The sequence below is a fragment of the Staphylococcus sp. SUC_1.2 genome, assembly GCF_026222585.1.
The window spans coordinates 75,501-100,487 of the sequence record NZ_JANJPM010000002.1; the positions used below are offsets into that span (position 1 = coordinate 75,501).

General features: G+C 33.1%; 22 protein-coding genes. 8 read left to right on the plus strand and 14 right to left on the minus strand.

Annotated elements, in window-relative coordinates:
- From NR218_RS01360 to NR218_RS01370, 3 genes are read right to left on the minus strand one after another with little or no spacing between them, the layout of a single operon-like run.
- Positions 1–939, minus strand: coding sequence for an osmoprotectant ABC transporter substrate-binding protein (locus NR218_RS01360; protein WP_002448611.1), 939 nt, complete (start codon positions 937–939; stop codon positions 1–3).
- A gap of 24 nt (positions 940–963) precedes the next feature.
- Positions 964–1,599 carry an ABC transporter permease gene (locus NR218_RS01365; RefSeq protein ID WP_002448427.1) on the minus strand — a complete coding sequence of 212 codons (636 nt, stop codon included), beginning with the start codon at positions 1,597–1,599 and terminating at the stop codon, positions 964–966.
- Positions 1,599–2,897 (minus strand): betaine/proline/choline family ABC transporter ATP-binding protein, encoded by a 1,299-nt coding sequence (locus NR218_RS01370; protein ID WP_019834806.1) that lies wholly within the window; start codon positions 2,895–2,897, stop codon positions 1,599–1,601. The genes NR218_RS01365 and NR218_RS01370 overlap by 1 nt, the downstream gene beginning before the upstream one ends.
- Before the next feature lie 447 nt (positions 2,898–3,344).
- On the opposite strand from NR218_RS01370, the gene NR218_RS01375 reads away from it, so the two are divergent.
- From NR218_RS01375 to NR218_RS01385, 3 genes are all read left to right on the plus strand, one after another.
- Positions 3,345–4,400 carry a 2,3-butanediol dehydrogenase gene (locus tag NR218_RS01375; RefSeq protein ID WP_025987138.1) on the plus strand — a complete coding sequence of 352 codons (1,056 nt, stop codon included), beginning with the start codon at positions 3,345–3,347 and terminating at the stop codon, positions 4,398–4,400.
- A gap of 303 nt (positions 4,401–4,703) precedes the next feature.
- On the plus strand, positions 4,704–6,347 hold the full coding sequence (locus NR218_RS01380) for an APC family permease (RefSeq protein WP_019835006.1): 1,644 nt from the start codon (positions 4,704–4,706) through the stop codon (positions 6,345–6,347).
- 101 nt (positions 6,348–6,448) lie between these two features.
- Entirely contained in the window at positions 6,449–7,798 is a 1,350-nt protein-coding gene (locus tag NR218_RS01385) for a carboxylesterase family protein (protein WP_145429683.1), read from the plus strand.
- 48 nt (positions 7,799–7,846) lie between these two features.
- On the opposite strand, the gene NR218_RS01390 is transcribed toward NR218_RS01385, so the two are convergent.
- The 5 genes from NR218_RS01390 to lnsB form a co-directional block, all read right to left on the minus strand.
- Positions 7,847–9,022 carry an MFS transporter gene (locus NR218_RS01390; RefSeq protein ID WP_019835005.1) on the minus strand — a complete coding sequence of 392 codons (1,176 nt, stop codon included), beginning with the start codon at positions 9,020–9,022 and terminating at the stop codon, positions 7,847–7,849.
- Between the two features lie 131 nt (positions 9,023–9,153).
- Positions 9,154–9,930 carry an ABC transporter permease gene (locus tag NR218_RS01395; RefSeq protein WP_048682571.1) on the minus strand — a complete coding sequence of 259 codons (777 nt, stop codon included), beginning with the start codon at positions 9,928–9,930 and terminating at the stop codon, positions 9,154–9,156.
- On the minus strand, positions 9,923–10,585 hold the full coding sequence (locus tag NR218_RS01400; RefSeq protein ID WP_049379305.1) for an ABC transporter ATP-binding protein: 663 nt from the start codon (positions 10,583–10,585) through the stop codon (positions 9,923–9,925). Before NR218_RS01400 ends, NR218_RS01395 begins: the two co-directional genes overlap by 8 nt.
- Before the next feature lie 129 nt (positions 10,586–10,714).
- A complete protein-coding gene (locus NR218_RS01405) occupies positions 10,715–11,524 on the minus strand; it encodes a CPBP family intramembrane glutamic endopeptidase (protein WP_019835002.1) in 810 nt (269 codons plus the stop codon).
- Positions 11,525–11,546: 22 nt separating this feature from the next.
- Entirely contained in the window at positions 11,547–12,329 is a 783-nt protein-coding gene (lnsB, locus tag NR218_RS01410; protein ID WP_019835001.1) for a CPBP family lipoprotein N-acylation protein LnsB, read from the minus strand.
- Between the two features lie 183 nt (positions 12,330–12,512).
- On the opposite strand from lnsB, the gene NR218_RS01415 reads away from it, so the two are divergent.
- The gene (locus tag NR218_RS01415) at positions 12,513–14,093 is read left to right on the plus strand and encodes an FMN-binding glutamate synthase family protein (RefSeq protein ID WP_232132777.1); all 1,581 of its coding nucleotides are present in this window, start codon (positions 12,513–12,515) and stop codon (positions 14,091–14,093) included.
- 53 nt (positions 14,094–14,146) lie between these two features.
- Here NR218_RS01415 and NR218_RS01420 read toward each other — a convergent pair whose 3' ends face one another.
- Entirely contained in the window at positions 14,147–14,605 is a 459-nt protein-coding gene (locus NR218_RS01420; RefSeq protein WP_064617396.1) for a DUF1307 domain-containing protein, read from the minus strand.
- Positions 14,606–14,769: 164 nt separating this feature from the next.
- On the opposite strand from NR218_RS01420, the gene NR218_RS01425 reads away from it, so the two are divergent.
- On the plus strand, positions 14,770–15,846 hold the full coding sequence (locus NR218_RS01425; RefSeq protein ID WP_049379304.1) for a M42 family metallopeptidase: 1,077 nt from the start codon (positions 14,770–14,772) through the stop codon (positions 15,844–15,846).
- A 387-nt stretch (positions 15,847–16,233) separates the two neighbouring features.
- Here NR218_RS01425 and NR218_RS01430 read toward each other — a convergent pair whose 3' ends face one another.
- Positions 16,234–17,052, minus strand: a complete 819-nt coding sequence (locus NR218_RS01430) for an SDR family oxidoreductase (protein WP_265883212.1) — start codon at positions 17,050–17,052, stop codon at positions 16,234–16,236.
- 215 nt (positions 17,053–17,267) lie between these two features.
- Between NR218_RS01430 and ppx the strand changes: the two genes are divergently transcribed.
- Positions 17,268–18,809, plus strand: a complete 1,542-nt coding sequence (ppx, locus tag NR218_RS01435; protein ID WP_265883213.1) for an exopolyphosphatase — start codon at positions 17,268–17,270, stop codon at positions 18,807–18,809.
- 102 nt (positions 18,810–18,911) lie between these two features.
- Entirely contained in the window at positions 18,912–21,077 is a 2,166-nt protein-coding gene (locus NR218_RS01440) for an RNA degradosome polyphosphate kinase (RefSeq protein ID WP_107632282.1), read from the plus strand.
- A gap of 56 nt (positions 21,078–21,133) precedes the next feature.
- Here NR218_RS01440 and NR218_RS01445 read toward each other — a convergent pair whose 3' ends face one another.
- Together NR218_RS01445 and NR218_RS01450 are read right to left on the minus strand one after the other, a co-directional pair.
- Positions 21,134–22,366: an acetylornithine deacetylase gene (locus NR218_RS01445; protein ID WP_265883214.1), complete on the minus strand. Its 1,233-nt coding sequence runs from the start codon at positions 22,364–22,366 to the stop codon at positions 21,134–21,136.
- Between the two features lie 124 nt (positions 22,367–22,490).
- Positions 22,491–23,186 (minus strand): SDR family oxidoreductase, encoded by a 696-nt coding sequence (locus tag NR218_RS01450; RefSeq protein ID WP_145472973.1) that lies wholly within the window; start codon positions 23,184–23,186, stop codon positions 22,491–22,493.
- Between the two features lie 155 nt (positions 23,187–23,341).
- Between NR218_RS01450 and NR218_RS01455 the strand changes: the two genes are divergently transcribed.
- Complete coding sequence (locus NR218_RS01455) at positions 23,342–23,623, plus strand: DUF1413 domain-containing protein (RefSeq protein ID WP_049379299.1); 282 nt, start codon at positions 23,342–23,344, stop codon at positions 23,621–23,623.
- 156 nt (positions 23,624–23,779) lie between these two features.
- On the opposite strand, the gene NR218_RS01460 is transcribed toward NR218_RS01455, so the two are convergent.
- Both NR218_RS01460 and NR218_RS01465 read right to left on the minus strand, forming a co-directional pair.
- Positions 23,780–23,971 carry a hypothetical protein gene (locus NR218_RS01460; protein ID WP_002448449.1) on the minus strand — a complete coding sequence of 64 codons (192 nt, stop codon included), beginning with the start codon at positions 23,969–23,971 and terminating at the stop codon, positions 23,780–23,782.
- 246 nt (positions 23,972–24,217) lie between these two features.
- Positions 24,218–24,904 carry a hypothetical protein gene (locus NR218_RS01465; protein ID WP_265883215.1) on the minus strand — a complete coding sequence of 229 codons (687 nt, stop codon included), beginning with the start codon at positions 24,902–24,904 and terminating at the stop codon, positions 24,218–24,220.
- Between the last annotated feature and the right edge of the window lie 83 nt (positions 24,905–24,987).

Here is a 24,987-nt window from a genome sequence, read left to right on the forward strand (position 1 = left end):
TTATTGACCACCTTTCTTATCTTCAAAATAGTTATGTTTTTTAACAAATTCTTCTGCAATGACGGCTGGTTCTTTTCCCTTTCCATCTGCTTCATAATTCAGTTTTTGCATTTCTTTTGTACTTACTGTATCTTCTAATTTTGTCAATGCTTTATCAATTTCAGGATGCTCTTTAATTAATTCTTCTGTAACTAATGGACTGCCATCATATGGAGGGAAAAAGCTACGGTCATCTTTTAAAATTTTCAAATTATATGCCGCAATACGGCCATCTGTGGAGTAACCAACAGCAACATCTAATTTTTTGTTTTTAAGTGCATCATACACTAAACCAATTTGCATTGGACGTGCACTTTTGAACTTAAAACCATAGTCTTTTTGGAAAGCTGGATATCCATCTCCAGCACGGTTCATCCATTGCGTATCCATACCTAAACTTAATTCATCTTTATATTTTTTTAAATCTGATACTTTTTCTAAATGATATTTATCAGCAACTTCTTGTGTGACCATAAATGCATATGTGTTTTCAAATCCAAAAGAATTATAATATTTTTGGTCATATTTCTCTTTAAATAATCGCTGCGACTCATCCATTGCTTTTTTAGTATCCTTTGTGGGTGGTGCATCGAGTACACTAGTCAATTCTGTACCTGTGTAACGAACTGCTGACATATTAGCATCTCCACGCATAAGTGCATTATGTTGAATAATACTTGAACCTAAATTGCCAATAATTGAAGGCTTAACTTCTCCATTTGTATAATGCTCAATCATTAATTTTTCAATATTTGCCATAATCTTGGTTTCACTAGTTTCAGTTGATGTGATTTTCACACTGTCTTTCGAATTACTGTCACCTAAACCGGGTAACCCGCATCCAGATAATACTACGAGAGACAATGCAAGAACGATAAATATATATTTAATATTTTTCATAGCTGTTCATTCCTCCCTTTTAAACTATCTAGATACTTTAAGTCCTTTAGGCACAGCCCATTTTTCAACTAAAGATAATAAGAAATCAATAAGTAGTGCTAGACACGTTACTAAAATAGCGGCACTAATGATCATTGGCGGTTCATATAAGTTTAATCCATTAAATACTAAATCACCTAAACCACCTGCACCAATGTAACTCGCAAGTGTAGCCCAACTAATGACATACACACTTGATAAACGTATACCACTAATAATTAATGGCAAGGCAAGGGGTAATTCCACATCTTTCATTAATTGAAGTTTTGTCATCCCCATACTTGTTCCAGCTTCAATAATGTTTTTATCAATATTTTGAACGCCTAATACTGTATTATTTAAGATAGGTAATAATACATAGATAAATAAAGCTACAATTGCTGGTGTCTTACCTACACCAAAAATTGGAATCATAAGCGCTAAAATGGCAAGTGTTGGTACCGTTTGAAGTACACCTGCAATAGTCAATACAACATTCGCCGTACGTTTTGTTTTTGATAATAAAATACCAAGTGGTACAGCTACGACAATAGCAATAAGTAACGAAATAATAGAAATATAGAAATGTTCTATCGTTTTCGATACGAGTTCTTCTCCGTATTGTGCAAAAAAGTCTCTCATTAACGATCCACTCCCGTATCATCCGTATTATGGGTATGTTCTCTATCTGTTCCGTTCATAATATCTTCATGATAACGTTGTGTACCTTGCGATGTTAAACGTTGTTGCGTTTCATTTTGACGTTCATTCTCTCGCTCAATTTCATTTGAATAGGTTTTAGAAGAGTGACTCGTTTCATTCTCTTCACCCCAAATGGAGTCATACACAATATCTACTAAGTTTGCTCGTGTAATCAGTCCAATTAATGTATGATGATCATCTACTACAGGCACATTACGTACATTACGCTTTAAAATAGTTCGTACTGAATCTTGTAGTTTTGAATCGATATGTACTTTATAAACATCACGCTGCATCGTATCAATTAATTCTTTACCTTGACGTAATCCTTGATTTATATCTTCAATATCTAAAAAACCTAAAAGACGATGTTTATTATTCACTACAAAAATAGTATCTATACGATGGTTTCTCATAATATTGACTGCATCATTAAGAGAATCGTCAGCTTGAATAGTAATGGGTTTGATCATTGCATCTTCAACCGTTCTCATGTTTGGTCGATCTTGAATCAGTCTATTTTGTCCAATAAATTCTCTAACAAAATCATTTGCTGGATATCTTAAAACATTGTCTGGTGTATCATATTGAACGATCTGGCCTTTCGACATAATACAAATTTTGTCTGCTAGCTTAATCGCTTCATCCATATCATGAGTTACAAAAATAAACGTTTTTCCTAACTTTTTTTGTAAATCTTTAACTAAATCTTGTAACGTATCTCTAGTTATAGGATCTAATGCACCGAACGGTTCGTCCATCAAAATAATGTCTTGTTCTGCTGCAAGCGCTCTAACTACACCAATACGTTGTTGTTGTCCACCCGACAGTTCAGACGGATAACGATCTAAATAATCCTCAGGTAAATCGACTAATTTAATCAACTCTTTTGCTTTAGCATCTTTCTTTTCTTTAGACCATTTTAAAAGTTTTGGAACGAGCACAATATTTTCTCTGATAGTCATATGTGGCATTAATCCAATTTGTTGAATCACGTATCCAATACTACGACGTAATTCTACTGGATTCATGCTACGTACATCTTTACCATTCATTTCAATTGACCCCTCTGTAGGTTCAATCATACGGTTAATCATTCTTAATGCTGTTGTTTTACCACTACCACTTGTTCCAATAAATGCAACAAATTCTCCAGCTTCAATATTTAAAGAAATATTATCGACTGCTTTCTTATTTCCAGAATAAATTTTAGTAAGGTTCTTTATACTAAGCGTCATAGGATGTCCCCTTCTATCGTATTAATGATGGAATATTTTAAATACAAAAAAGCCAAAGTATTCTATTTTTGATTGTCTCAATCAAGAACCATATGGCCATTGCGTAATAAAGTTTTAAAAAATTGAATTTTAATAGAAATCGTTAAAATTCCACCACCTATACTTATATACCCTTTATAATTTTTTGAAACATTATTTATATGTAATAATTAATTTTTTTACCTAATTATTTTTTTAAGTTTTTAAATTTAACATTACTTATATACAACTATTCTTTGTAAATAGTACATTCCAACCTTTTTATATTGTCTACAATTAAAGTTCGAAAAATTGTCAAATTTTTCTAAAGTGTTTAACAATTCATTTATATATATTTGAATTTCTGTGTTCCTAGTATTAATCTATAATTATAAAGTGTTTTTTATTATGAAAGGGATGTTATATATCATGAAAGCAGCAGTATGGTATGGTCAAAAAGATGTTCGCGTTGAAGATCGTGAACCAAAAGAATTAAAAGATAACGAAGTAAAAGTTAAAGTATCTTGGGCTGGTATTTGTGGTACTGACTTACACGAATATTTAGAAGGTCCAGTATTTATTTCCACTGACAAACCTGATCCATTCTTAGGTCAAAAAGCACCTGTAACTTTAGGACATGAATTCTCAGGTATCGTTGAAGAAGTGGGGAAAGACGTTACAAAATATAAAAAAGGCGACCGTGTCGTTGTAAACCCAACTGTTTCTGCACGTGAAAAAGAAGAAAATGTAGATTTATACGATGGGTATACATTCATTGGATTGGGTTCAGATGGTGGTTTCGCTGAATTTACTAATGCACCTGAAGACAATGTGTATCACTTACCTGAAAATGTGTCTGCTCAAGAAGGTGCATTAGTTGAACCAACAGCAGTAGCAGTGCAAGCTGTTAAAGAAGGTAACTTATTATTTGGTGATACAGTGGCTATCTTTGGTGCAGGTCCAATTGGTTTATTAACAGTCGTTGCTGCTAAAGCAGCTGGTGCTAGTAAAATCTTTGTATTCGATTTATCAGAAGAACGTTTAGCTAAAGCTAAAGAAGTGGGCGCAACTCACGTTGTAAACTCTGGTAATACTGACCCATTAGAATTCGTAAACGAACATACTGAAAACGGTGTAGATGTAACATTTGAAGTAGCTGGTGTTGGAGTAACATTAGCACAATCTGTAAAAGTAACACGTCCAAGAGGCAGTGTTGTCATTGTTTCAATCTTTGCACACGAAGTTAACTTTGATCCAATGTTATTGACAAACTCTGGTGTTAAATTAACGTCTACTATCGCTTATACACCAACTACATTCCAACAAACAATTGATTTAATCGCAAATGGTAGCTTAGATGTTAAGAGCGTTGTAACAGATAAAATTGAATTAGCTGACATCGTTGAATCAGGATTCAATCAATTAGTTAATGATAAATCACAAGCTAAAATCCTAGTGAAATTAAATGGTGACCAAAAATATTAATTAAATGTTTTAACCCTGTAAAGCAGGAAAACTGCTTTACAGGGTTTTTTGTATTATTTCAAATCATACGATTCTATGCCTGTTATCTCTATTTTTATTTATCATTTATTCCCTTTCTACATCGGTTTCACTACATACTTTTTCATAACATTATCATCATTATATTATAGAAAAAATTTAATAAACTCCTTTTAATAATATTTTGAAATCTATTAAATATTTAGTTTGACTAATTAAATGATAAGCGTATAATTATATCGTGTTTTTTTTTATAAAAAATAAAATAAATTAAAAGGAGTATTTATGGGAAAGAATAAAAACGATAATAAAATTAGCCTAACGCAACTCGTGTTACTCGGTTTAGGTTCGTTAATTGGTTCTGGTTGGCTCTTTGGCGCATGGGAAGCATCTTCAGTAGCTGGACCAGCAGCCATTATCTCATGGGTCATAGGTTTCATAGTTATTGGAACGATTTCTTATAACTATATTGAAATAGGAACAATGTTTCCACAATCTGGTGGAATGAGTAACTATGCTCAATATACACATGGTTCATTACTTGGCTTCATTGCCGCATGGGCAAACTGGGTATCACTCGTAACGATTATTCCAATTGAAGCAGTATCTGCAGTCCAATATATCAGCTCTTGGCCTTGGGACTGGGCTAAGCCAACTCAGGCATTGATGCATAATGGTTCTGTAAGTACAGTTGGATTATTTGTTGTTTACATAATCATTATTGTCTTTTCATTATTAAATTATTGGTCTGTAAAATTATTAACGTCATTTACAAGTTTAATTTCTGTATTTAAATTAGGGGTGCCACTCTTAACAATTATTATGTTAACGATCTCAGGGTTTGATGCAGGAAACTATGGTCATTCCTTGAATACATTTATGCCATATGGCAGTGCACCTATCTTTGCAGCAACAACAACATCAGGTATTATCTTCTCATTTAATGCATTCCAAACGATCATTAATATGGGCTCAGAAATTAAAAATCCTGAGAAAAACATCGCACGTGGTATCGGCATTTCACTAACATTAAGTGCGATTTTATATATTATCTTACAAAGTACATTTATTACTTCAATGCCACAATCAATGATTCATTCACATGGTTGGCACGGTATTAACTTTAATTCACCATTTGCAGACATGGCAATTTTATTAAGTATTAATTGGTTAGCCATTTTACTTTATATTGAAGCCGTAGTATCTCCATTTGGTACTGGCGTATCATTTGTAGCCATTACTGGTCGTGTATTAAGCGCTATGGAGAAAAATGGTCATATTCCTAAATTCTTAGGAAAAATTAATTCAAAATATAATATTCCACGTGTTGCGATTGCATTTAATGCTGTCATGAGTATGATCATGGTAACGTTATTCCGTGATTGGGGCGTACTTGCAGCTGTTATTTCGACTGCAACATTAGTAGCCTATCTTACAGGCCCTACTACAGTTATTTCGTTACGTAAAATGGGACCTAAATTGCATCGTCCCTTCCGTGGTAAATTATTAAAAATCATGGCACCTTTATCATTCGTATTAGCATCACTGGCCATTTATTGGGCAATGTGGCCTACTACAGCAGAAGTTATTTTAATTATTATTTTAGGTTTACCAATTTACTTCTTCTATGAATATAAAATGAATTGGAAAAATACTAAAAAACAAATTGGCGGTAGCTTATGGATTATTGTCTATCTTATTTTATTAGCTGCTATGTCATTTGTAGGTAGTAAGGAATTTAAAGGTATGAACTGGATTCACTACCCATATGACTTTATTGCTATTATTGTGTTGTCACTCATTTTTTATAAAATTGGTTCTTCAAGTCACTTCAATAGTATTTACTTCAAACGTGCTAAGAAAATCAATAAAAAAATGAAAGACGGCTCACCAGAAGAAGCTGAAGCAGCTGCTAAAGGTAACGAATAATCATTCAAACGTCTGAAACAAGTTAGAGAATTGTCTCAACTTGCTTCAGACGTTTTTTTTAATGTTATATTAGACATAAGATAAGTATGGAGATGATACTATTGACTTTAATTAAAACACATGCCGGAGATATTAAAGGCTATACTAAAAAGAAAATTAATTACTTTCTCGGGATTCCTTATGCTGATAAACCTATCAATGAACATCGATTTAAACACTCGAAATGCTTAAAAACTTGGGATAAGACCATTGAAGCAACATCGTTTAAATCTATACCACCACAACCACACAACAAACTCGAAACCTTCTTCTCATCACATGCTCAATTATTTAACCAAAGTGAAGATTGCTTATATTTAAATATTTGGTGTCAAAACAATCAATATAACAATAAGCCTGTCATTATCTATTTTTATGGTGGTGGCTTTGTGAACGGACATGGTTCTCAGGAACTTTATACACCTGAACATATCGTTGCTCGACATGATGTCATTGTAATTACATTTAATTATCGTTTAGGTGCTTTAGGGTTTTTAGACTGGTCTTACTTCAATAGCGATTATAATAAAAACAATGGTTTGTCTGATCAAATTAATGCACTCAAATGGGTACATACGTTTATTAAATATTTCGGTGGAGATTCAAACAATATAACATTAATGGGACAGTCTGCTGGTAGTATGAGTATTATGGCATTAATGCAACGACCAGAATTAGACAAATACTATCATCAAGTGATGTTATTAAGCGGAACGCTACGTCTTGATTCTCATTTATTAGGACAAAAGAAAGCAGCCCATTTTGCCTATCTGAAAGATGCCTATTGTCCTAAAAAAAGTATTACTCACTTAACAACTTTAGATATATTATCATTAATGGCTTATGATGAAGCATCACGTGGGAAATCAAAAGGTCTTGAATTGATTTATGCACCTATTCAAGAGTCAAACATGTCTCGTCCCCTTTCTCAATTTACTAAACCAGTTGTTATAGGTACTACGAAAGAGGAAGGCAATATCTATATTCGTAATGAATCTAGAAAACTATCATCTGAACGCTTTGTAGAAGTTATGAAATTAAATGATATACACCTTCACATTTCTCAAGTTCAAACTGGTAAAGACCAAGCCCTTATGGTGACAACGCATTATTTTGAAACACCTGCGATTTCATTTTTAAATCAACTTGAAAACAATCGCCATTGTTGGAAATTACGTTTTGACTGGTGCCTTTCTAATGTATCACCGTTTCAATCTGCTTATCATATTTTAGATTTAGTGTTTTGGTTTGGAAAATTAGAGATTTTAAAAGCGCATGGTGTGAACTCATTAGAACATGAACGTCATCTCAGTAAACATATGATAGATGATTTAATCTATTTTGCAACATACCACACTATGCCGTGGTCATCTTATTCTCCTCAAACACCTTATTGTTATATATATAAATAAAAAGAAGCGGAACGATGAATTCAAAATGAATTCTGTTCCACTTCCTACTTAATTTTTTATATAAGACATATTTTTTAAACTTATGACAATAATAAGACCCATAGTTCCAACTATTGCGCTCACAATCGTGACTGCTTGAACAGAGATATTTGAAACAACGAGTCCTCCAATAATGCCTCCAAATCCTATTCCCGCATTCAGACTCGACATATTCCAACTCATCACTTGACTCGTATCACCTTCAACATGTTCAATCATACCACTTTGAATTGCTGGATTGGTACTCCACTGTACAATATTCCATATAAATAATCCAATTAATAATATGGTAACAGTATGCAGAATAAGATTCATCATCAACATCATAACTATAAAAATAGAAAAGGCAATGATTAACCAACGTTTACTGCTAAGTTTATCCGCTAATATGCCACCTAATGATGTACCAATCACTCCTGCAATCCCATTCACTAATAACGCCAATGATACAAATCCCATTTGATGACCATGATTCAAAATAAGAGGATTAATATAAACAAACGTCACAGAATTTGCTACTAAAATTAAAAAAGTAATCGCTAAATATTTGACTACCTCTGCTGGTCTTAAAATTTTAGATGTATTGAGTTGTTTATTTGAAGTTGAACCCCATTGACGTTGAACTTGATTTAATTCTGATGTTGATGGTAAATATACCATCATCAGTACACCAGCTATCACACTCACAATAATAATAAATAAGAACGTAAATCTCCAACCTATTGCATCCCCAATCATCGTACCGATTGGGACGCCAAATACATTAGCCCCACTAAATCCAGTATAAACGACACCAATCATTTTCCCTCTATTTTTAGGTATCGTTAACATCGCTGTTAAAGCTAAGACTTTAACGATAATGAGTGAAGCGGCTGCTGAAGATAAGATACGTCCAATCACTAAAATAGTAAAGTTAGGCGCCATCGCAATCATTGCATTTCCAATGATAAATGCAACGAGTGTCCATAATAAGACCGGTCGTACTGCAAAGCGATTCGTAAGCTTAACAAGTATGGGTCCACAAATAGCGAATGTTAATGCATATAAAGTCACAAGCTGACCAATAATCGCTTCAGAGACACCGAGGTCTTCACTCATTAAATTCATAATTCCTGCAACCATCATCTCAACCATACCGACGATAAACACACTAATAATGAAGGTTGCCACTCGCATGACAGACATGCATAGGACTCCTTTCTTTCTATATTTTGGCATAAAAAAACAGTTACGCAATGGTAACCTTTATCATTCGTAACTGTTTCATTATATAATAATTTCTTAAACTTTTGTGCGAAAAAATATGTCATTGAGATTTAGTTATTGTCTTTTATATTAGTTGTACGTGCTACGAGTTGATGACGTGCATTAAAGAATTGACCATAACTTAAATACGTTGCAATCAATGCAGACATAATCGTTGCAGTAGTATGAATAAACACAACAAGTAATTGGAATTTGATGGCTTGTAATGGTGCCATACCTCCAATAATTAATCCTGTCATCATACCCGGAATAGACACTAACCCATATGTTTTTACAGAATCAATTGTTGGAACAATCGCTAAACGAATACTTTCACGAATCGCCCCTTTAGACGCAAGCTTTGGCGTTGCTGCTAATGTTAACTTAGATTCAATATCGTCTACATCTCGAACGAACGCACGATCTAAATTTTGATATGCCAAATTAATGGCAATTAAACCATTATTTGCAAGCATACCACCGATAGGAATGACATCATTTGCTTTAAAATCGATAGCACCAGCAAGCACTGCACATGCTAACGGAATTGCTGTTGATATAAATATAGAAACAAAAGAAATCCAAAACACATGATGCATAACAGGCGATGCACGATGAATTGTATTCCAAGAAGCGTTAATAATAATGACTAATACTGCAATCAATAATATCCATACTTGATCAATTTTAAAAATATATTCTAATATCAATCCTAAAATTAATAATTGAACCACCGCTCTAATCGAAGCGACGACTAAATCTTTGATAATATGTAAGCCTTCTTTATATGAAATAATAATAGGAATTAATAATAATAATGCTGTTAAACAAAGCGCTGTATTACTCATTATGACTTAACACCTCCTCATTTGTAATCTGACCATCTTTAATAGTAATTCTTCTTTGGAAATTTCTCATACTTTGATCATTACTATGCGTAATCCATAATATAGCGACGCCTTCATCTGCTAATTTAAAGATAATATCTTCAATTTTTTCTTTATTTTGCGTATCAAGTGCACTCGTTGATTCATCTAGAAGTAATATTTCTGGTTGATACATTAACTGGCGTGCAATAGCAATACGTTGACGTTCTCCACCAGACATATGTTTTACTTTTGAATCTAGACTATAGTTTGACAAGCCGACTTTATTAAGTAAATCATTCGCTTTATCTTCATCAAATTGATCATGATGCGTTAATGCTGGGAAAGCCATATTATCTTCTACTGTCGTTCCAAATAATTCACTTTGTTGCATCATGTAACTAATTTTAGAACGTAATTCTTCAGGACGATACTCATCATATGGTTTTCCTTTAAATAATAATTCTCCTTCAGTCGGACTAATTAAATTGTTGAGTTGCTTTAAGAATGTACTTTTTCCGCTTCCAGAAGGACCAACTACTGCAACGGTTTCACCTTGATCTAATTTAAAATTAATATTATTGAGTATCGTTCGTTGATCTGCTTTATAGGTCAGATGTTTTACTTCTAATAACACAAGCGTTTCCTCCTTATCTTTACTCTTTAATGGGATGACATATTCTTTTTTATCATAACAAAAAAAGAGGCAAAGTAATGAAATTCAATGTTACTATTTTTTGAATTTCAATGACTCTACCTCTTACTCTTAACCCCAAATGATACTCATAATAATCGCTATAAAAGAAACAAAATTATTTATCATATGAAGGGTAATCGTCATCGCTAAATTTCGACCACTTAAGTGATATGCCACAACAAATCCTGTAGCCATAATTAAATAAGGGCCAACTTCAAATGGTGATGATGCACTTGTCATATGTAATCCTGCAAACCCGAGCACTGACACGACATACATCACACCATACGTTAATTTTTTACCTAACTCATGAATTAACAAATGTCTAAATAATAATTCTTCTACAAAAGGTGTAATAATCACAATATCTAAAAATAAAACAGGCCAAAGCCAATTGATTTCAAACATTTTAATAATCATTTTGTTATTTTCTGTATCATCAAACTGATATTGTTTCGGTAAAAATTCCATTAAATAACCATATGCGCCTTGCAACACATAAAGGGCCACCATCACAATGATAATGAGTGGAATATGTTTTTTTAAAGCTTTGAATCGTGAGATGGCAATAGGAATAATGGTTTTGCGATGCATTAAATAAAAGACTACTAATACAAGACATTGACCAATTAAGGTAAAGACTTGGGCATATCCTAAATAATATTTTGTAAACTTACTTTCCGATATATGACCACCTGTGATGCCTGAAATTATTCCCATCACAATAAATGTAAGAATCAACGGAAAAACTATATTCATGACTAAATATGTAGGTATTAGCCAAAAATCACGTTTAACAATACGTTTTGAATCAAATTCATTTCTTATCGGTCGTTGCTCTGAGGTTTGGTAGTATGTATCATTATGTTCCGAAGTCATATAACTCTCCTATTCTTTCTATTTAAACAAGCTTATCAATCATTGTAATAATAAATATGATGAGTTGTACAGTACTATGATAAAGATAGGACGCTGCTAAATTTTCCCCACTTTTCATATATACCATCACTGCACCTATTGAAATAATTATGTAAGGCATGGCTTCCAATATTGAAATTAAATCATATACTTGGACAATGGTTTCTATTAAGACACTAACAATCATCATTACTAAAAGATTAAATTTTTTGCCTAATTCATGAATCAATAGATGACGAAATAGTAACTCATCAATTAAGGGTCGTAATAATACTACTGAAATAAAAGTGAATATCAGTGCACTTGGATGAATAAACAATCCTTCTAAACGACGTTGTGCTTGTGTGTCTACGTAGCCAAAAGGATGCGGTAACATGTGTGCCAATGCATTAAAACCATAATATAACATCACACTAACGATTACGGTGATTATAATCAATTTCAAATACTGATGAATCGCAATACGATATTGTCGTCGTACAACACTCGCAATATAAAACTTATGTAATGTGAAAAATAATCCTAACACAATAAATTGAGCAATCACAAAACTTAAACTTAGCATCACATTATATAAATAAGATGGCGGTGGTTGTTGGGTAACCATAGCCGTCACACCTAATACACCAAAAACAATAATAATAGGCGTTAAAATTTGGAAAAAGATAAACAAAGGAATGAGTAGAAAATCTTTTTTTATTATTTCAGGATTACCCCATCGATTTTTTGATACCACTTGTGTGATCACATCTTTTTCTTTTTTCATATATCACCTCAACGATCTACGTATATAGTACTTTATCATTTAAAAACATTATTGTCATAAGAGATCCTAACTTTTTCATTATTTGATATTTAAAGATAAATATTAAATCTATTTATTTTTATTTGTAAATACAATTTTTTGATGTAAGATTTACAATATAAAGGGGATGAAGGGGGGATGGGCATGACAACATTACTTACTGTCATGCAATTTATAGTTAATATTCTTATTATTATGGTGTTACTGTCTATATTAATGGTTGGGTTATATCTTTTATTCAAAGATAAAAGACAAGAACAACATAGTGTGTTACGTAACTTTCCTGTATTAGGCAGAATACGTTACTTTTCAGAGAAAATAGGACCAGAATTACGTCAATATTTATTTGCAAATGATACCGAAGGAAAACCATTTTCAAGAAATCAATATACTGATATCGTTTTAGCAGGTAAATATCATTCAAGAATGACTAGTTTTGGTACAGAAAAAAACTATGAAGAAGGTTTTTATATTCGAAACACTATGTTTCCATTACAAAAGTCAGAACTTCAAATTGATAACCATTCAATGATTTCAACATTTATTTATTCAATCGATAATGAACGATTGTTTAAACGTGAAGAGCATCGTGAGAACAAAAACATTGATCCTTATTATTTATCAGATGATCATGCAGTTATTATAGGCGAAGAATTAGCACACCCCTTTAAAGTCAAACGTTTAGTAGGTCAATCTGGTATGAGTTATGGCTCATTAGGTGGTCGTGCGATTACTGCATTATCTCAAGGACTTGCACGTGCTGGCTCATGGATGAATACAGGAGAAGGCGGATTATCTGAATATCATCTTAAAGGTGGCTGCGATATTATTTATCAAATTGGACCAGGTTTATTCGGCGTGAGAGATAAAGACGGTGGTTTTAGTGAAGAAGCTTTCTTAAATGTGGCAAACCATAAAGAAGTTAAAGCATTTGAAATTAAGCTTGCACAAGGTGCTAAGACACGTGGTGGTCATATGGAGGGCAATAAAGTTACAGAAGAAATTGCTAAAATTCGTCATATCGAACCCTATAAGACAATCAATTCACCTAACCGCTTCGATTTCATTAATAATCCGAAAGAGTTATTAGAATTTGTAGCTAAGTTGCAAAAACTCGGTCAGAAACCTGTGGGATTTAAAATTGTGGTAAGCAGAGTTGATGAAATTGAGGCCCTTGTTCAAGAAATGATTAACCTAGATATTTATCCAAACTTTATTACTGTTGATGGTGGTGAAGGTGGAACAGGGGCAACTTTCCAAGAATTACAAGATGGTGTTGGCCTCCCACTTTTTACTGCCCTTCCAATCGTTACTGGTGTTTTAGAACGTTATGATGCACGCAAATATATGAAGATATTCGCATCTGGAAAACTTATTACACCAGATAAAATAGCCATTGCACTTGGACTTGGTGCTGATTTATGTAATATTGCAAGAGGTATGATGATCAGCATTGGTTGCATTATGAGCCAACAATGTCATTTAAATACTTGCCCAGTTGGCGTCGCAACAACGGATCCTAAAAAAGAAAAGGCTTTAATTGTTGAAGAAAAGCAATATCGTGTCACAAACTATGTGACGAGTTTACATGAGGGATTATTTAATGTTGCAGCTGCAGTAGGTGTTAAAAGTCCAAATGAAATTACAGGAGATCATATTGTGATTAAAAGAAAAAATGGACATATTGAAGATATCGCAAGTTATAAATTAAAACTTATTCAATAGTCAACAAAAAAGTGAGACAATCCATCTAAGCCAATGGTTGTCTCACTTTTATATTATTCTTCATTCATATTGCTTTTTTTCTGGAATCCAATTTTTTTAAGTTCTTTGACCGTACCATCCATTGTCACTTTTTTATAGTTTTTAGAATAATGTGCTAATGCAAAGTAACGACTAACATCTTTTAAGTTTGCTTTGTTATAATCAATATCTATGTTTTCAACTATTTTTTGATGCTTACTACTTAGCGTATATGTTACACCCTTTTCCCCTTTTAATGGACGATAGTCTTTAAAAGATTTTTCACCTTCTTGTTTAGACATTCCCAGATCATCATATTTTAAAGTACTGACAGTTGATTGTTTAATCACTTTATTTTTTTTATAAGTTAATGTTGTAAGAACATGCTTACCATCAATATCACCTTCGTATGTTTTTGAACGTGATTGACTACAAGCCCCTAATATACAAACACTTAACACTGACAACACAAATAATGTTAAGACTTTTTTCATTATGCTCATCTACTTCCCCATATTTAATTTTAAACAAATTATATCACTTACCAACTATGAATGGGATACATTTAATTTGCATAGATATGATAAACTATTGTTCATAAAATTCATTTTATCCATGCTACAATACACTTAACAACGTTTTTAGGAGGACTCAATGTATGAAAGAATCTATCGAATTGCTCAAAACATTAACAGATGTTAATGGTATCGCTGGTTATGAATACCAAGTTAAAGAAAAAATGCGAGACTATTTAACACCTATTAGTGATGAGATTATCGAAGATGGTTTGGGTGGTATCTTCGGTAAAAAGGAAAGTAAAACGGGATCTAAATCATTAATGTTAGCTGGTCATTTAGATGAAATTGGATTCATCGTCACTAAAATTGACAATAATGGGTTTATTAAATTCCAACCTATTGGCGGTTGGTGGAGCCAAGTGATGTTATCTCAAAAAGTAACCATCACGACTGACGATGGTAAAGAAATACGAGGTATTATTGGTTCTAAACCTCCACATGTACTTGAACCAGAAGCACGCAAAAAGTCTATCGATATCAAAGACATGTTTATTGATATTGGTATTAGAAGTAAAGCAGATGCTGAACAATACGGTATTGAAATTGGAAATATGATTACACCTTATAGTGAGTTTGAACAACTTGCAAATGGTAAATATTTAACTGCCAAAGCATTTGATAATCGATACGGTTGTGCACTTGCTATTGACGTACTTAACAATCTTAAAGATGAATCGATCGGTATTAATTTATATGCAGGTGGCACTGTACAAGAAGAAGTTGGTTTACGTGGCGCTAAAGTCGCAGCAAATAAAATCAACCCCGATTTAGCTATCGCAGTCGACGTTGCGGTCGCATACGATACACCTGGAATGGCACAATATGGTAGTGATACAGCCATTGGTGACGGCCCAGTAATTATTTTAATGGATGCTTCAAATGTGGCACATCAAGGCTTACGTCAACATATTAAAGAAGTGGCAAAAAAACATTATATTACGGTTCAATGGGATACTACACCACGCGGTGGTACAGATGCTGGTAGTATCCATGTTGCTAACGATGGTATTCCAACAATTGCTATTGGTGTGGCATTACGCTATATGCACTCAAATGTATCTGTTCTTCATACCGATGATTATGAAAATTCAGTACGATTAATCACTGAAATTGTACGTTCTTTAAATGATCAAACGTATAATCAAATCAAATGGTAATTTGAATATTGAAATGTTACATCTACTTATGTTAACATTATATTAACGAGTATTAACGTCATAACGATACGAACCCCTAGTCTATTGCCCTAGACTAGGGGTTCTTTGTGTATTGGATTATCTGCCGTCTTTTTTATTCTTATATTGTTCAAACCAATAATCAAACAATATATTGAGCCACCTATTTAATATAGGTGCAATAACGAGTACAAATATTAACGTCATAACTTCACCTCCTTTAAACGTACTACCGTCTAAAGGAAAGACGACAACAACATTATAACATTTTTATAAAATAGAATAATTTATCTAAATACATAAAAAGCGAGAGACAGCCTCATACTGAAGCCATCTCTCACACTTAAACGCTAATATATCCACTATGATTTATTCTACAGAATGTTTCCATTTATCTTCACTTAACATTTCACCAGGCCAAGTGTATGCCATCACACCACCATCAATACGAATCGTTTCACCTGTAATAAATGAACTATCATCTGATGCTAGGAAAGCAACCAATTTACCTATTTCTTCAGGTTGTCCTAAACGACCAAGTGGAGTGACCCATTTCTGATTATCGCGGAATGTTTTACCCGCTTCATCTTCAGATGTACCAGCTAAATGATCTACAAGCGGTGTTTCAATGGTACCTGGTGCAATCGCGTTCGCACGAATATTTTCACGTCCATATTCAATCGCAATCGATTTAGTGAAATTAATGACGCCCCCTTTAGCGGCATTATAACCAGAACGATACAAGTCTGCTGCTTGTCCTGAGAATGAAGCTGTATTAATGATTGAACCTCCATTATCCAACATTAATGGTAATAAGAATTTCGTTACTAAGAATGTACCTCTCATATCGACAGACATAATTTTATCAAATACTTCAACTGGATATTCATGAATACGTCCTGCCCCATTATCTACACCTGCATTGTTGAAGATAATGTCAATGTGACCATAGTCTTGTTTAACTTTCTCAACAAAATCTTTCACTTGTTGATCTTGAGAGATATCAACTTTATAAGCTGTCGCTTTACCGCCTTCTTGATTAATGTCATCTACAGTTTTTTCTAATTCATCTGAAATATCAAGTGCTAAGACATGCGCTCCTTCTTTCGCTAACACTTTTGCTGATGCTTGTCCAATACCTGTACTTGCACCTGTGATGACTGCAATTTTATTTTCTAAACGTTTCATCTTGTCACACTCCTAGTGAACATGTTTTCTAATACAACCTTATTCTTCCACTAAACAGTTTAGATTAAACGTGATACTAAAAATGAAATCGTTTTACAATTGAATTCTTTTCTATATCCAAAGAAATGTAAATATGATTCGTATCTTTTTCTATTAATAAAATTCATGTAAAATAAAACTATATTAGGAAGTATTGAAAGACTTAGGAGGGCATGATGGAAGAACGTATAGGATTAATAGATATTGGCTCGAATACGATTAGATTAGTTATCTTTAGATTTAGCAAAGATGCAGGATTAAATGAATTGCTCAACATTAAAACGCCTGCTCGCTTGAGTCAATATTTGACAAAAGAAAATAAAATGAGCCAAGAAGGTATTAAAGTGCTCATTGAAGCATTACGCAGTTTTAAATCTGTATCTGAAAAATTTGAAGTAAAAGAATTGCATCCTATCGCAACAGCAGCAATTCGTCAATCTGAGAATAAGGGTGACATTGTTAAAAAAGTAAAAGATGAACTTGATATTGAAATTTCAATTATCCCTGAAAAAGACGAAGCATATTATGGTTACTATGCTATTACTCATACTACTGAAATTGAAAATGGTGTATCTGTAGACATCGGTGGTGGTTCAACTGAAGTTACTTTATTTAAGGATAAAGAATTATTTGAATCACATAGTTTTCCTTTCGGTGTAGTAACGTTAAAACGTAAATTCTTTGATGGCAAAGACCACAATGATAAAGGCGCGATCAAAGATATGGAGAAATTCTTATCTCAACAATTTAGTACATTAGATTGGCTTAAAGATCAAGACGTTGCATTAGTCGGTGTCGGTGGTTCTGCACGTAACGTAGCACGTATCCATCAATCTGAACACACTTATCCTATAAGTGGTGTACACAATTATACAATGTCAGATAAAGATATTGATGAAGTGTACGATATTATACGTAAAAGTTCACGTGATGAGTTAAATAACCTAGATGGGTTAAGTCGCGATCGTGCAGATATTATTCTTCCGGCAGTGTCAGTATTTAAGACACTTTATAAAAAAATAGATGCAAAGCAATTCACATTTTCAAGAAATGGCTTACGTGAAGGCTATATTATTAAACAAATTCGCTCACGCTATCCAGATGTATTTGACAAACATAATGTGCGTAAAGAATCGATTTATTTCTTAGCACATGATTATCACATCGAAGAACGTAGTTCACAAGGTCGTCTAAAATTAGCGCAATCTTTATTAAAACAATTAATGGATTTAGGTGATTTAAAGATTAATGACACAGAGCAACGTCTCTTTGAAGAAGCGACCTATATTTATTATTTAGGTAGATTTATTGATTCAGATTCAAGTTCTCCACATACGTATTATATTATTGCGAACTCAATGATTAATGGTTATACACATAAAGATCGCGTTAAACTCGCTCTTTTAGCAAGTTTTAAAAATAAATCTTTACTTAAGTTCTATTGTAAAGAAACAGATTGGTTCAGTAATAAGGAAATTGAAACCATTCAAGCATTAGGTGGCATTATTAAATTTGTGAATGCTTTAAATATTTCACAAACTAGCTTTGTTGAAGACGTGACTTTAAAAGAAACGAAAAAAGGCAATGACGATTATGAACTGACCGTACATTATACTGAAGGCGAACCGATTGCTGAGAAATATCAAGCATTAAGACAGAAAAAGCATATTGAAAAGATTCTTAAAGGATCAGTATCCATTGTCTTTACAAAATCTTAAAATTTGTATGCTATATTATGAGTAGATAGTTCTGTCATAGACTATATATGTTTATAAATAGAAAGATTGATAATCGAAGAAATGACGAGGTGTATTTTGAATATGCAAACTCAATTGGGAGACTATGATATTAGCTTGCCGAAATACTATAATAATCGCGAACTTAGTTGGTTAGATTTCAACTATCGTGTATTACAAGAAGCTTATGATAACAACAATCCACTATTAGAAAAATTAAATTTCGTATCTATCTTTAGTTCGAACTTAGATGAATTCTTTATGGTGCGTGTGGCTGGTTTAAAAGACCAAGTAAAAATGGGATTCGATAAACCTGAAAATAAAACACAAATGACACCACAAGAACAAGTAGATGCTATTCAAGAAAAAGCTAAAAATTATGTCAATATGCAATATGAACGCTATAACGAACTTATCGAAGAATTACGCAATTATGACATTGTGATGTGTAAACCAGAAAACTTATCTGACTCTATTTTAAGTAAGTTAGAAAGGGATTTTAAACTCACGATTTTACCAACGTTAACACCACTTGGTATAGATGCATACCACCCTTTCCCAAAACTAAATAATAAAAGTCTAAATATCTTCGTAGATATCGATACAGATGATGCCATTAACTCAGCTATTGTTCAAATTCCATCTCTTATCCCTAGATTCTTAACTTATAATGAAGGCTCAAAACAATATGTAGTCATGGTAGAAGATGTCATTACACACTTCATCAATCACTTATTTACAGGCTATGAAGTATTAAATACCTTTACATTTAGAATTACTAGAAATGCTGATTTAACGATTCATGAAGATGGCGCTGAAGACTTACTTATCGAAATCGAACGTTTCTTAAAAGAACGTAAAAGTGGTTCTGCTGTACGTTTAGAAGTCGACAATCGTACAGCCTCTATCGAAGATTTAGGATGGTTAACAGACACTTTAGAAGTGGATGAACAAGACGTTTACTTACTTAACGGACCTTTAGATTTAACATTTATCTTTGGCTTAGTTGATCATCTATCCCATAAATTAAAATACTTAACATATGATAAATATACACCACAAATTCCACGTTCATTAGGTAACAATAATGTGTATGATCTTGCATTAAAACGTGATGTCTTTTTCCATCACCCATACGAATCATTTGAGCCTATTGTAGACTTTATTCGTGAAGCAGCTGAAGATCCTAACACGATTGCGATTAAACAAACGCTTTATCGTGTAAGTAAAGATTCACCCATTATTAAAAGCTTAAAAGAAGCGGCTGAAAATGGTAAACAAGTGACTGTCCTTGTAGAATTAAAAGCGCGTTTCGACGAAGAAAATAACGTTCATTGGGCACGTATGTTAGAAGATGCAGGTTGTCATGTTATTTATGGTATGACTCATTTAAAAACGCATAGTAAAATTGCTCTTGTCGTTAAACGCATCGGTGGCAAATTAACTTCATTCGTACACTTAGGTACAGGTAACTATAACGATAAAACTGCAAAACTATACACAGATATGGGTGTGATTACGACAGATACATTAATTGCTGAAGATGCCATTAATTTCTTTAACTATTTAAGTGGTTACTCAGTTAAACCTGAATATAATAAATTAATTGTCGCACCATTTGATATTCGTGACGTCTTTATTGATCGTATTGATAAAGAAATTGCAAGTCATCGTCAACATGGTAACGGTAAAATTATGATGAAAATGAATTCCTTAACTGATAAGGCTATCATTGAAAAATTATTTGAAGCATCTCAAGCGGGTGTTACCATTCAACTTATTATTCGTGGTATCTGTTGCCTAAAACCAGGCATTCCAGGTGTCAGCGAAAATATTGAAGTTGTAAGTATTGTAGGTCGTCTATTAGAACACTCTCGTATTTATTACTTCTACAATAATGGTGACGAACGTATTTATTTATCATCTGCAGACGTCATGACACGTAACATGATTAAACGTGTTGAAATCTTATTCCCTGTAGAAGATAAAGAAATCGGTAAACGTCTTGTAGACTTTATGAATTTACAATTATCTGATAATCAAAAAGGACGTTATCAAGATCAGTATGGTGAGTATCATTACGTTCAAAACGATTTATCTCCATTAAATTCACAAGCTTACTTGATGAAAGAAGCAGTTAAGTATGGTAAAAAGCTAAAAAAGGAGGCAACCCAGCCTTCAGGAATGCCCGTCGTTTCTAAAAGAAGAGCTAGCTGGGTCAATCGTCTTCGAAACACATTAAAAAAATAATGTGACTATAAAATAGCCAAGTCGTGTCATTCATCAGCACGACTTGGCTTTTTAATTTATTTCTCAGGATGGTCATACCAGTGTTTTAAGAATGTATATAACACATCACTATAAGTTTGAAGTTCTTGTGCTTCTATCTTTTCATCTACACTATGAGCTTCTTCTAAACTACCTGGACCATATAAAATGGTTGGAATATCAAAATGAGCTGTCCAACCTCCATCTGTCACTGTGGTACTCATACCATGTTTCATTTGACTGTGATGAACGTGATAATGTGCATCTTGTAATTGTTTAAAGCCTGGATGTTCTAATGGAATAGTAAAACTTGGGAAAATTTCTCCTTTATCTTCTATCATTGATTCACCGCCCCATTCGAACTGTAACGGGTTCTCTCTCAACCAAATGTCTGCCTCTGCAACACGATTTAAATACGCTTCTATCTCTTTTGTAACGTCTTCATAACTTTCATTCGGTAAATAATGAACCGTAATCCATAAACGACATTCATCAGCAATAAAAGCAGGATGGCGTCCTCCTTCAATCACTGCTGGATTAATCGTATTCGCACCTGGTGGCATACCAGGACTATGTTTCATCACAGCCCAGTGCTGTTCAAGTTCATTCAGTGCTTGAATGATTTTGGTCATTTTTTCAATTGCACTCGCACCAAATAAACCTCCACCTGCATGAATCATTTGACTACGTGCGCCATCATGAATGGTATTCTTACTTTTAACCGTAATCCACCCTGTAATGACCCCACCTTGTCCAAGTGCCATATTTTCACTTGTATCCAATACTAATGCCAAATCTGCTTGAGGACCGATTTCACATGCGCGTTTCGTCCCCGCTTCACCCACTTCTTCTCCTACTACAGATTGCACGACAATATCTCCTTTAGGTCGTCGTCCTTCTTGATGTAACTTTTCAAGCACATAAAACAGCGAGGCCATACCGCCTTTCATATCACTCACACCACGACCATATAGCCATCCCTCTTTTTCAGTCAATTGAAACGGTGGATATTGCCAATTAGAATCATCGTCCACGTTCGCCACATCTACATGACCATTGAGAATTAATTTAGGTGCATCCTCATCTTCCCCTTTTAATGTTGCGACGATAACACTATCATTTTCATATAAATGTTCACGTTGAATATCAAAATTTAGTGTTTTTAATATGTGTTCAATGTCATCTTGTAAAGGATCCGTATTACGTCCAGGAGGACTCTCCGTATTATATTTAACTAATACATCTAACAATTCAAATAAACGTTGTTCCATCACTTTATCACCCTTTTAAGTTATATGATCTTTCAATCTAAGTGTAACATTTCAACACTAATATTGAAGGATTTAAAGGCGCGTTTCCTACCTTAGGCAAGAAACGCTCTCATTCTCATTATGTTTAAACTGGACGAACGATGACTTCATTAACGTTCACATGTGCAGGTTGCGTCACTGCATAGATCACCGCATCAGCTATATTCTCAGGATCTAATTTCTTTCTATCACCAAAGTCATATCCTTCTGTCATAGGTGTATCTACCATTCCTGGTAAAATACTAGTTGATTTAATACCCGTTCGCGCAAGCTCTTTTTCTAAAGCTTCTACGATACGTAATACAGCAGATTTCGTTGCACTGTATAATGCACTTGTCTTATTAACTTCAAAGCCTGAAATAGATGCCATATTGACAATATGACCACTAGATTGTTCTTCAAAATGAGGAAGTACGGCATTCAGACCATATAATAACCCTTTAATATTCGTATCAACCATTTTATCCCAATCGTCTACTTTGTAATCTGTGATTTTAGAAGATAAGTTAATGCCTGCACAATTGACAAAGATATCGACTTTTCCAAATTTAGCAATCGCATTTTCTACGAGCGCATCAACGTCATCACGATACATCACATTGGTTGGTGTAATAAGGTAGTCTCCTTCATTCAAATGTTCTGCAACACGTTGTAACTTCTCATCACTACGACCAGCTAGCACAACTTTAGCGCCTTCTTCAGCAAGTCGTTTGGCTGTTGCTTCACCAATTCCACTACTCGCACCTGTAATCATCGCAACTTTATCTGTTAATTTAGCCATATTCATCATCCTTTATTGTTGTTTATTCATTCCATTTCCATCATTCTCTATATATAAACGTCGTTATCAATTTAAAATCTCAATTATAGATTGTAATTTAATATTAAACATAATAAAGTGAAGATATATATTATGATAAGTAAAGGGGAATAGATATGTCTGTGATTGCGAAAGATTTTAGTCCATTGGTTCAAGCATTACGTCAAAAAGTAGGTCGCACAAGTTTTTCATTTCGTTTCGAAGATTTATTTACTAAAGAAGAATGGTTACACATGAGTGTCAAAGAACGCACACGCCAAGAAAGAGAATTTATTGCACGAATGGATCACATTCCAAATATTCGAATGCCTTTTTCTAGTGAAGATGGCTATAAGTTCAAATTGTATAATCAAGAGTACCAATATAATGAAGTGAAGAACAATTTTAAATCTTTATAATAAAAATACCCGCATCAAGGGAAGTGAGATGCGGGTTTCAACACATTATCTAAAAATGATTGGGGGTATATTTAGGATATGCCCTCGACTGCTCACCAACGAGGGCATGATAAGATACGTTCTTGAATGTTATAGGAGGTCATTCAATTTTGTATTTTAATTTGTAACTAGTGTTTTACGTTCGAGACCATAGAAATATAGACGTTCAGCGTCTAAATAAGACATTGAATCAATTGTCATATATCCATCTTTTATATCACTAATTAATCCTTGGTTTACGCCTGTTTTTAAATAAATATCGTAGCTGCCTTCTTCAGAAAAAATAACGCCTTCTATTACTTTTCTCAATTAGTATCACTCCAATTACTTATTCCTTACAATTCTTATCATACACGCTTTTTTATATTTTAAAAGAGGTATGTGATGATTTTCACAAATAGTTCAATAATTTGAAAATTTGTTTGTTCATTTTTTCACATGTAAGTTGAATTTAAATGATAAGTATGTTAGTGAATAGAAAAAATGCGTGCTATTTTGCTCCTTATCCTGTTCCTTCAGGAATGTCGCAAATATAGAATGAGATATCTAGGTCTTCTATTTAATTTGTTTTACTTCTTCTTTTGTTACTACAAACCAACTTTGACATATTTCTTTTAACATATTTTTTTTATAAATCATTAGAAAGGGTCTCTCTTTAACATTACCAATTTTCCAGTAAGCCTCATTTTTCTTATCTTTAACATATTCTTTACTATCTTTATTTTTAGAATTTTTTAATATACTATTCATTTTATCTAAGCAAATATTATAATAATTCTCTTTATTAATATTAAATCTTTTTTCAATATCTTGTCTTAAAACAGATTTTTTTATAGAGCATAATTCAAGTTTAGTGATGTTATCCGCAAAAATCTCTTTTCCATTGTTCTCTCCCCATATAAATAAGTAACTATCTGTTGAATCATATTTATCTCCAAATAGCCATCCCTCTTTTAATTCATTATTCTTATTGTAAAAAAATATTTCTAATGCGAAGGTTGGTAACCCTTTATTAAAATATGTTGCTGCCGCTTTCTCATCAATATTAACTTTTTTTCCATGATCATATTCAATAGTTAAATCTATTCCACGATGTTGTTTTTTAGAATCAACGGTTCTTTTAATATCTTTAATTTCACAATTACTCAAAATACTATTTAAATTTTTATAAAAATATTCATCTAAAAATTTGCCTATTTCTATTTCCTTTTTTAAATCATAGTCTATATTACTTTTATTCATTATATACACCAACTTTATATGTAGTTTACAATCTTATTATTAAATTACACTTAAATTAGTGATAATAAACAAAAAACAACACT

Bases quoted from the DNA above. Each gene is read 5' to 3' on its own strand.
- NR218_RS01450 (WP_145472973.1), bottom strand. From the start codon at position 23,186: ATGGCTAAATTAACAGATAAAGTTGCGATGATTACAGGTGCGAGTAGT.
- NR218_RS01365 (WP_002448427.1), bottom strand. From the start codon at position 1,599: ATGAGAGACTTTTTTGCACAATACGGAGAAGAACTCGTATCGAAAACG.
- NR218_RS01375 (WP_025987138.1), top strand. From the start codon at position 3,345: ATGAAAGCAGCAGTATGGTATGGTCAAAAAGATGTTCGCGTTGAAGAT.
- NR218_RS01405 (WP_019835002.1), bottom strand. From the start codon at position 11,524: ATGACTTCGGAACATAATGATACATACTACCAAACCTCAGAGCAACGA.
- NR218_RS01370 (WP_019834806.1), bottom strand. From the start codon at position 2,897: ATGACGCTTAGTATAAAGAACCTTACTAAAATTTATTCTGGAAATAAG.
- NR218_RS01390 (WP_019835005.1), bottom strand. From the start codon at position 9,022: ATGTCTGTCATGCGAGTGGCAACCTTCATTATTAGTGTGTTTATCGTC.
- NR218_RS01360 (WP_002448611.1), bottom strand. From the start codon at position 939: ATGAAAAATATTAAATATATATTTATCGTTCTTGCATTGTCTCTCGTA.
- NR218_RS01395 (WP_048682571.1), bottom strand. From the start codon at position 9,930: ATGAGTAATACAGCGCTTTGTTTAACAGCATTATTATTATTAATTCCT.
- NR218_RS01420 (WP_064617396.1), bottom strand. From the start codon at position 14,605: ATGAAAAAAGTCTTAACATTATTTGTGTTGTCAGTGTTAAGTGTTTGT.
- lnsB (WP_019835001.1), bottom strand. From the start codon at position 12,329: ATGAAAAAAGAAAAAGATGTGATCACACAAGTGGTATCAAAAAATCGA.
- NR218_RS01380 (WP_019835006.1), top strand. From the start codon at position 4,704: ATGGGAAAGAATAAAAACGATAATAAAATTAGCCTAACGCAACTCGTG.
- NR218_RS01440 (WP_107632282.1), top strand. From the start codon at position 18,912: ATGCAAACTCAATTGGGAGACTATGATATTAGCTTGCCGAAATACTAT.
- NR218_RS01445 (WP_265883214.1), bottom strand. From the start codon at position 22,366: ATGGAACAACGTTTATTTGAATTGTTAGATGTATTAGTTAAATATAAT.
- ppx (WP_265883213.1), top strand. From the start codon at position 17,268: ATGGAAGAACGTATAGGATTAATAGATATTGGCTCGAATACGATTAGA.
- NR218_RS01465 (WP_265883215.1), bottom strand. From the start codon at position 24,904: ATGAATAAAAGTAATATAGACTATGATTTAAAAAAGGAAATAGAAATA.
- NR218_RS01430 (WP_265883212.1), bottom strand. From the start codon at position 17,052: ATGAAACGTTTAGAAAATAAAATTGCAGTCATCACAGGTGCAAGTACA.
- NR218_RS01415 (WP_232132777.1), top strand. From the start codon at position 12,513: ATGACAACATTACTTACTGTCATGCAATTTATAGTTAATATTCTTATT.
- NR218_RS01455 (WP_049379299.1), top strand. From the start codon at position 23,342: ATGTCTGTGATTGCGAAAGATTTTAGTCCATTGGTTCAAGCATTACGT.
- NR218_RS01425 (WP_049379304.1), top strand. From the start codon at position 14,770: ATGAAAGAATCTATCGAATTGCTCAAAACATTAACAGATGTTAATGGT.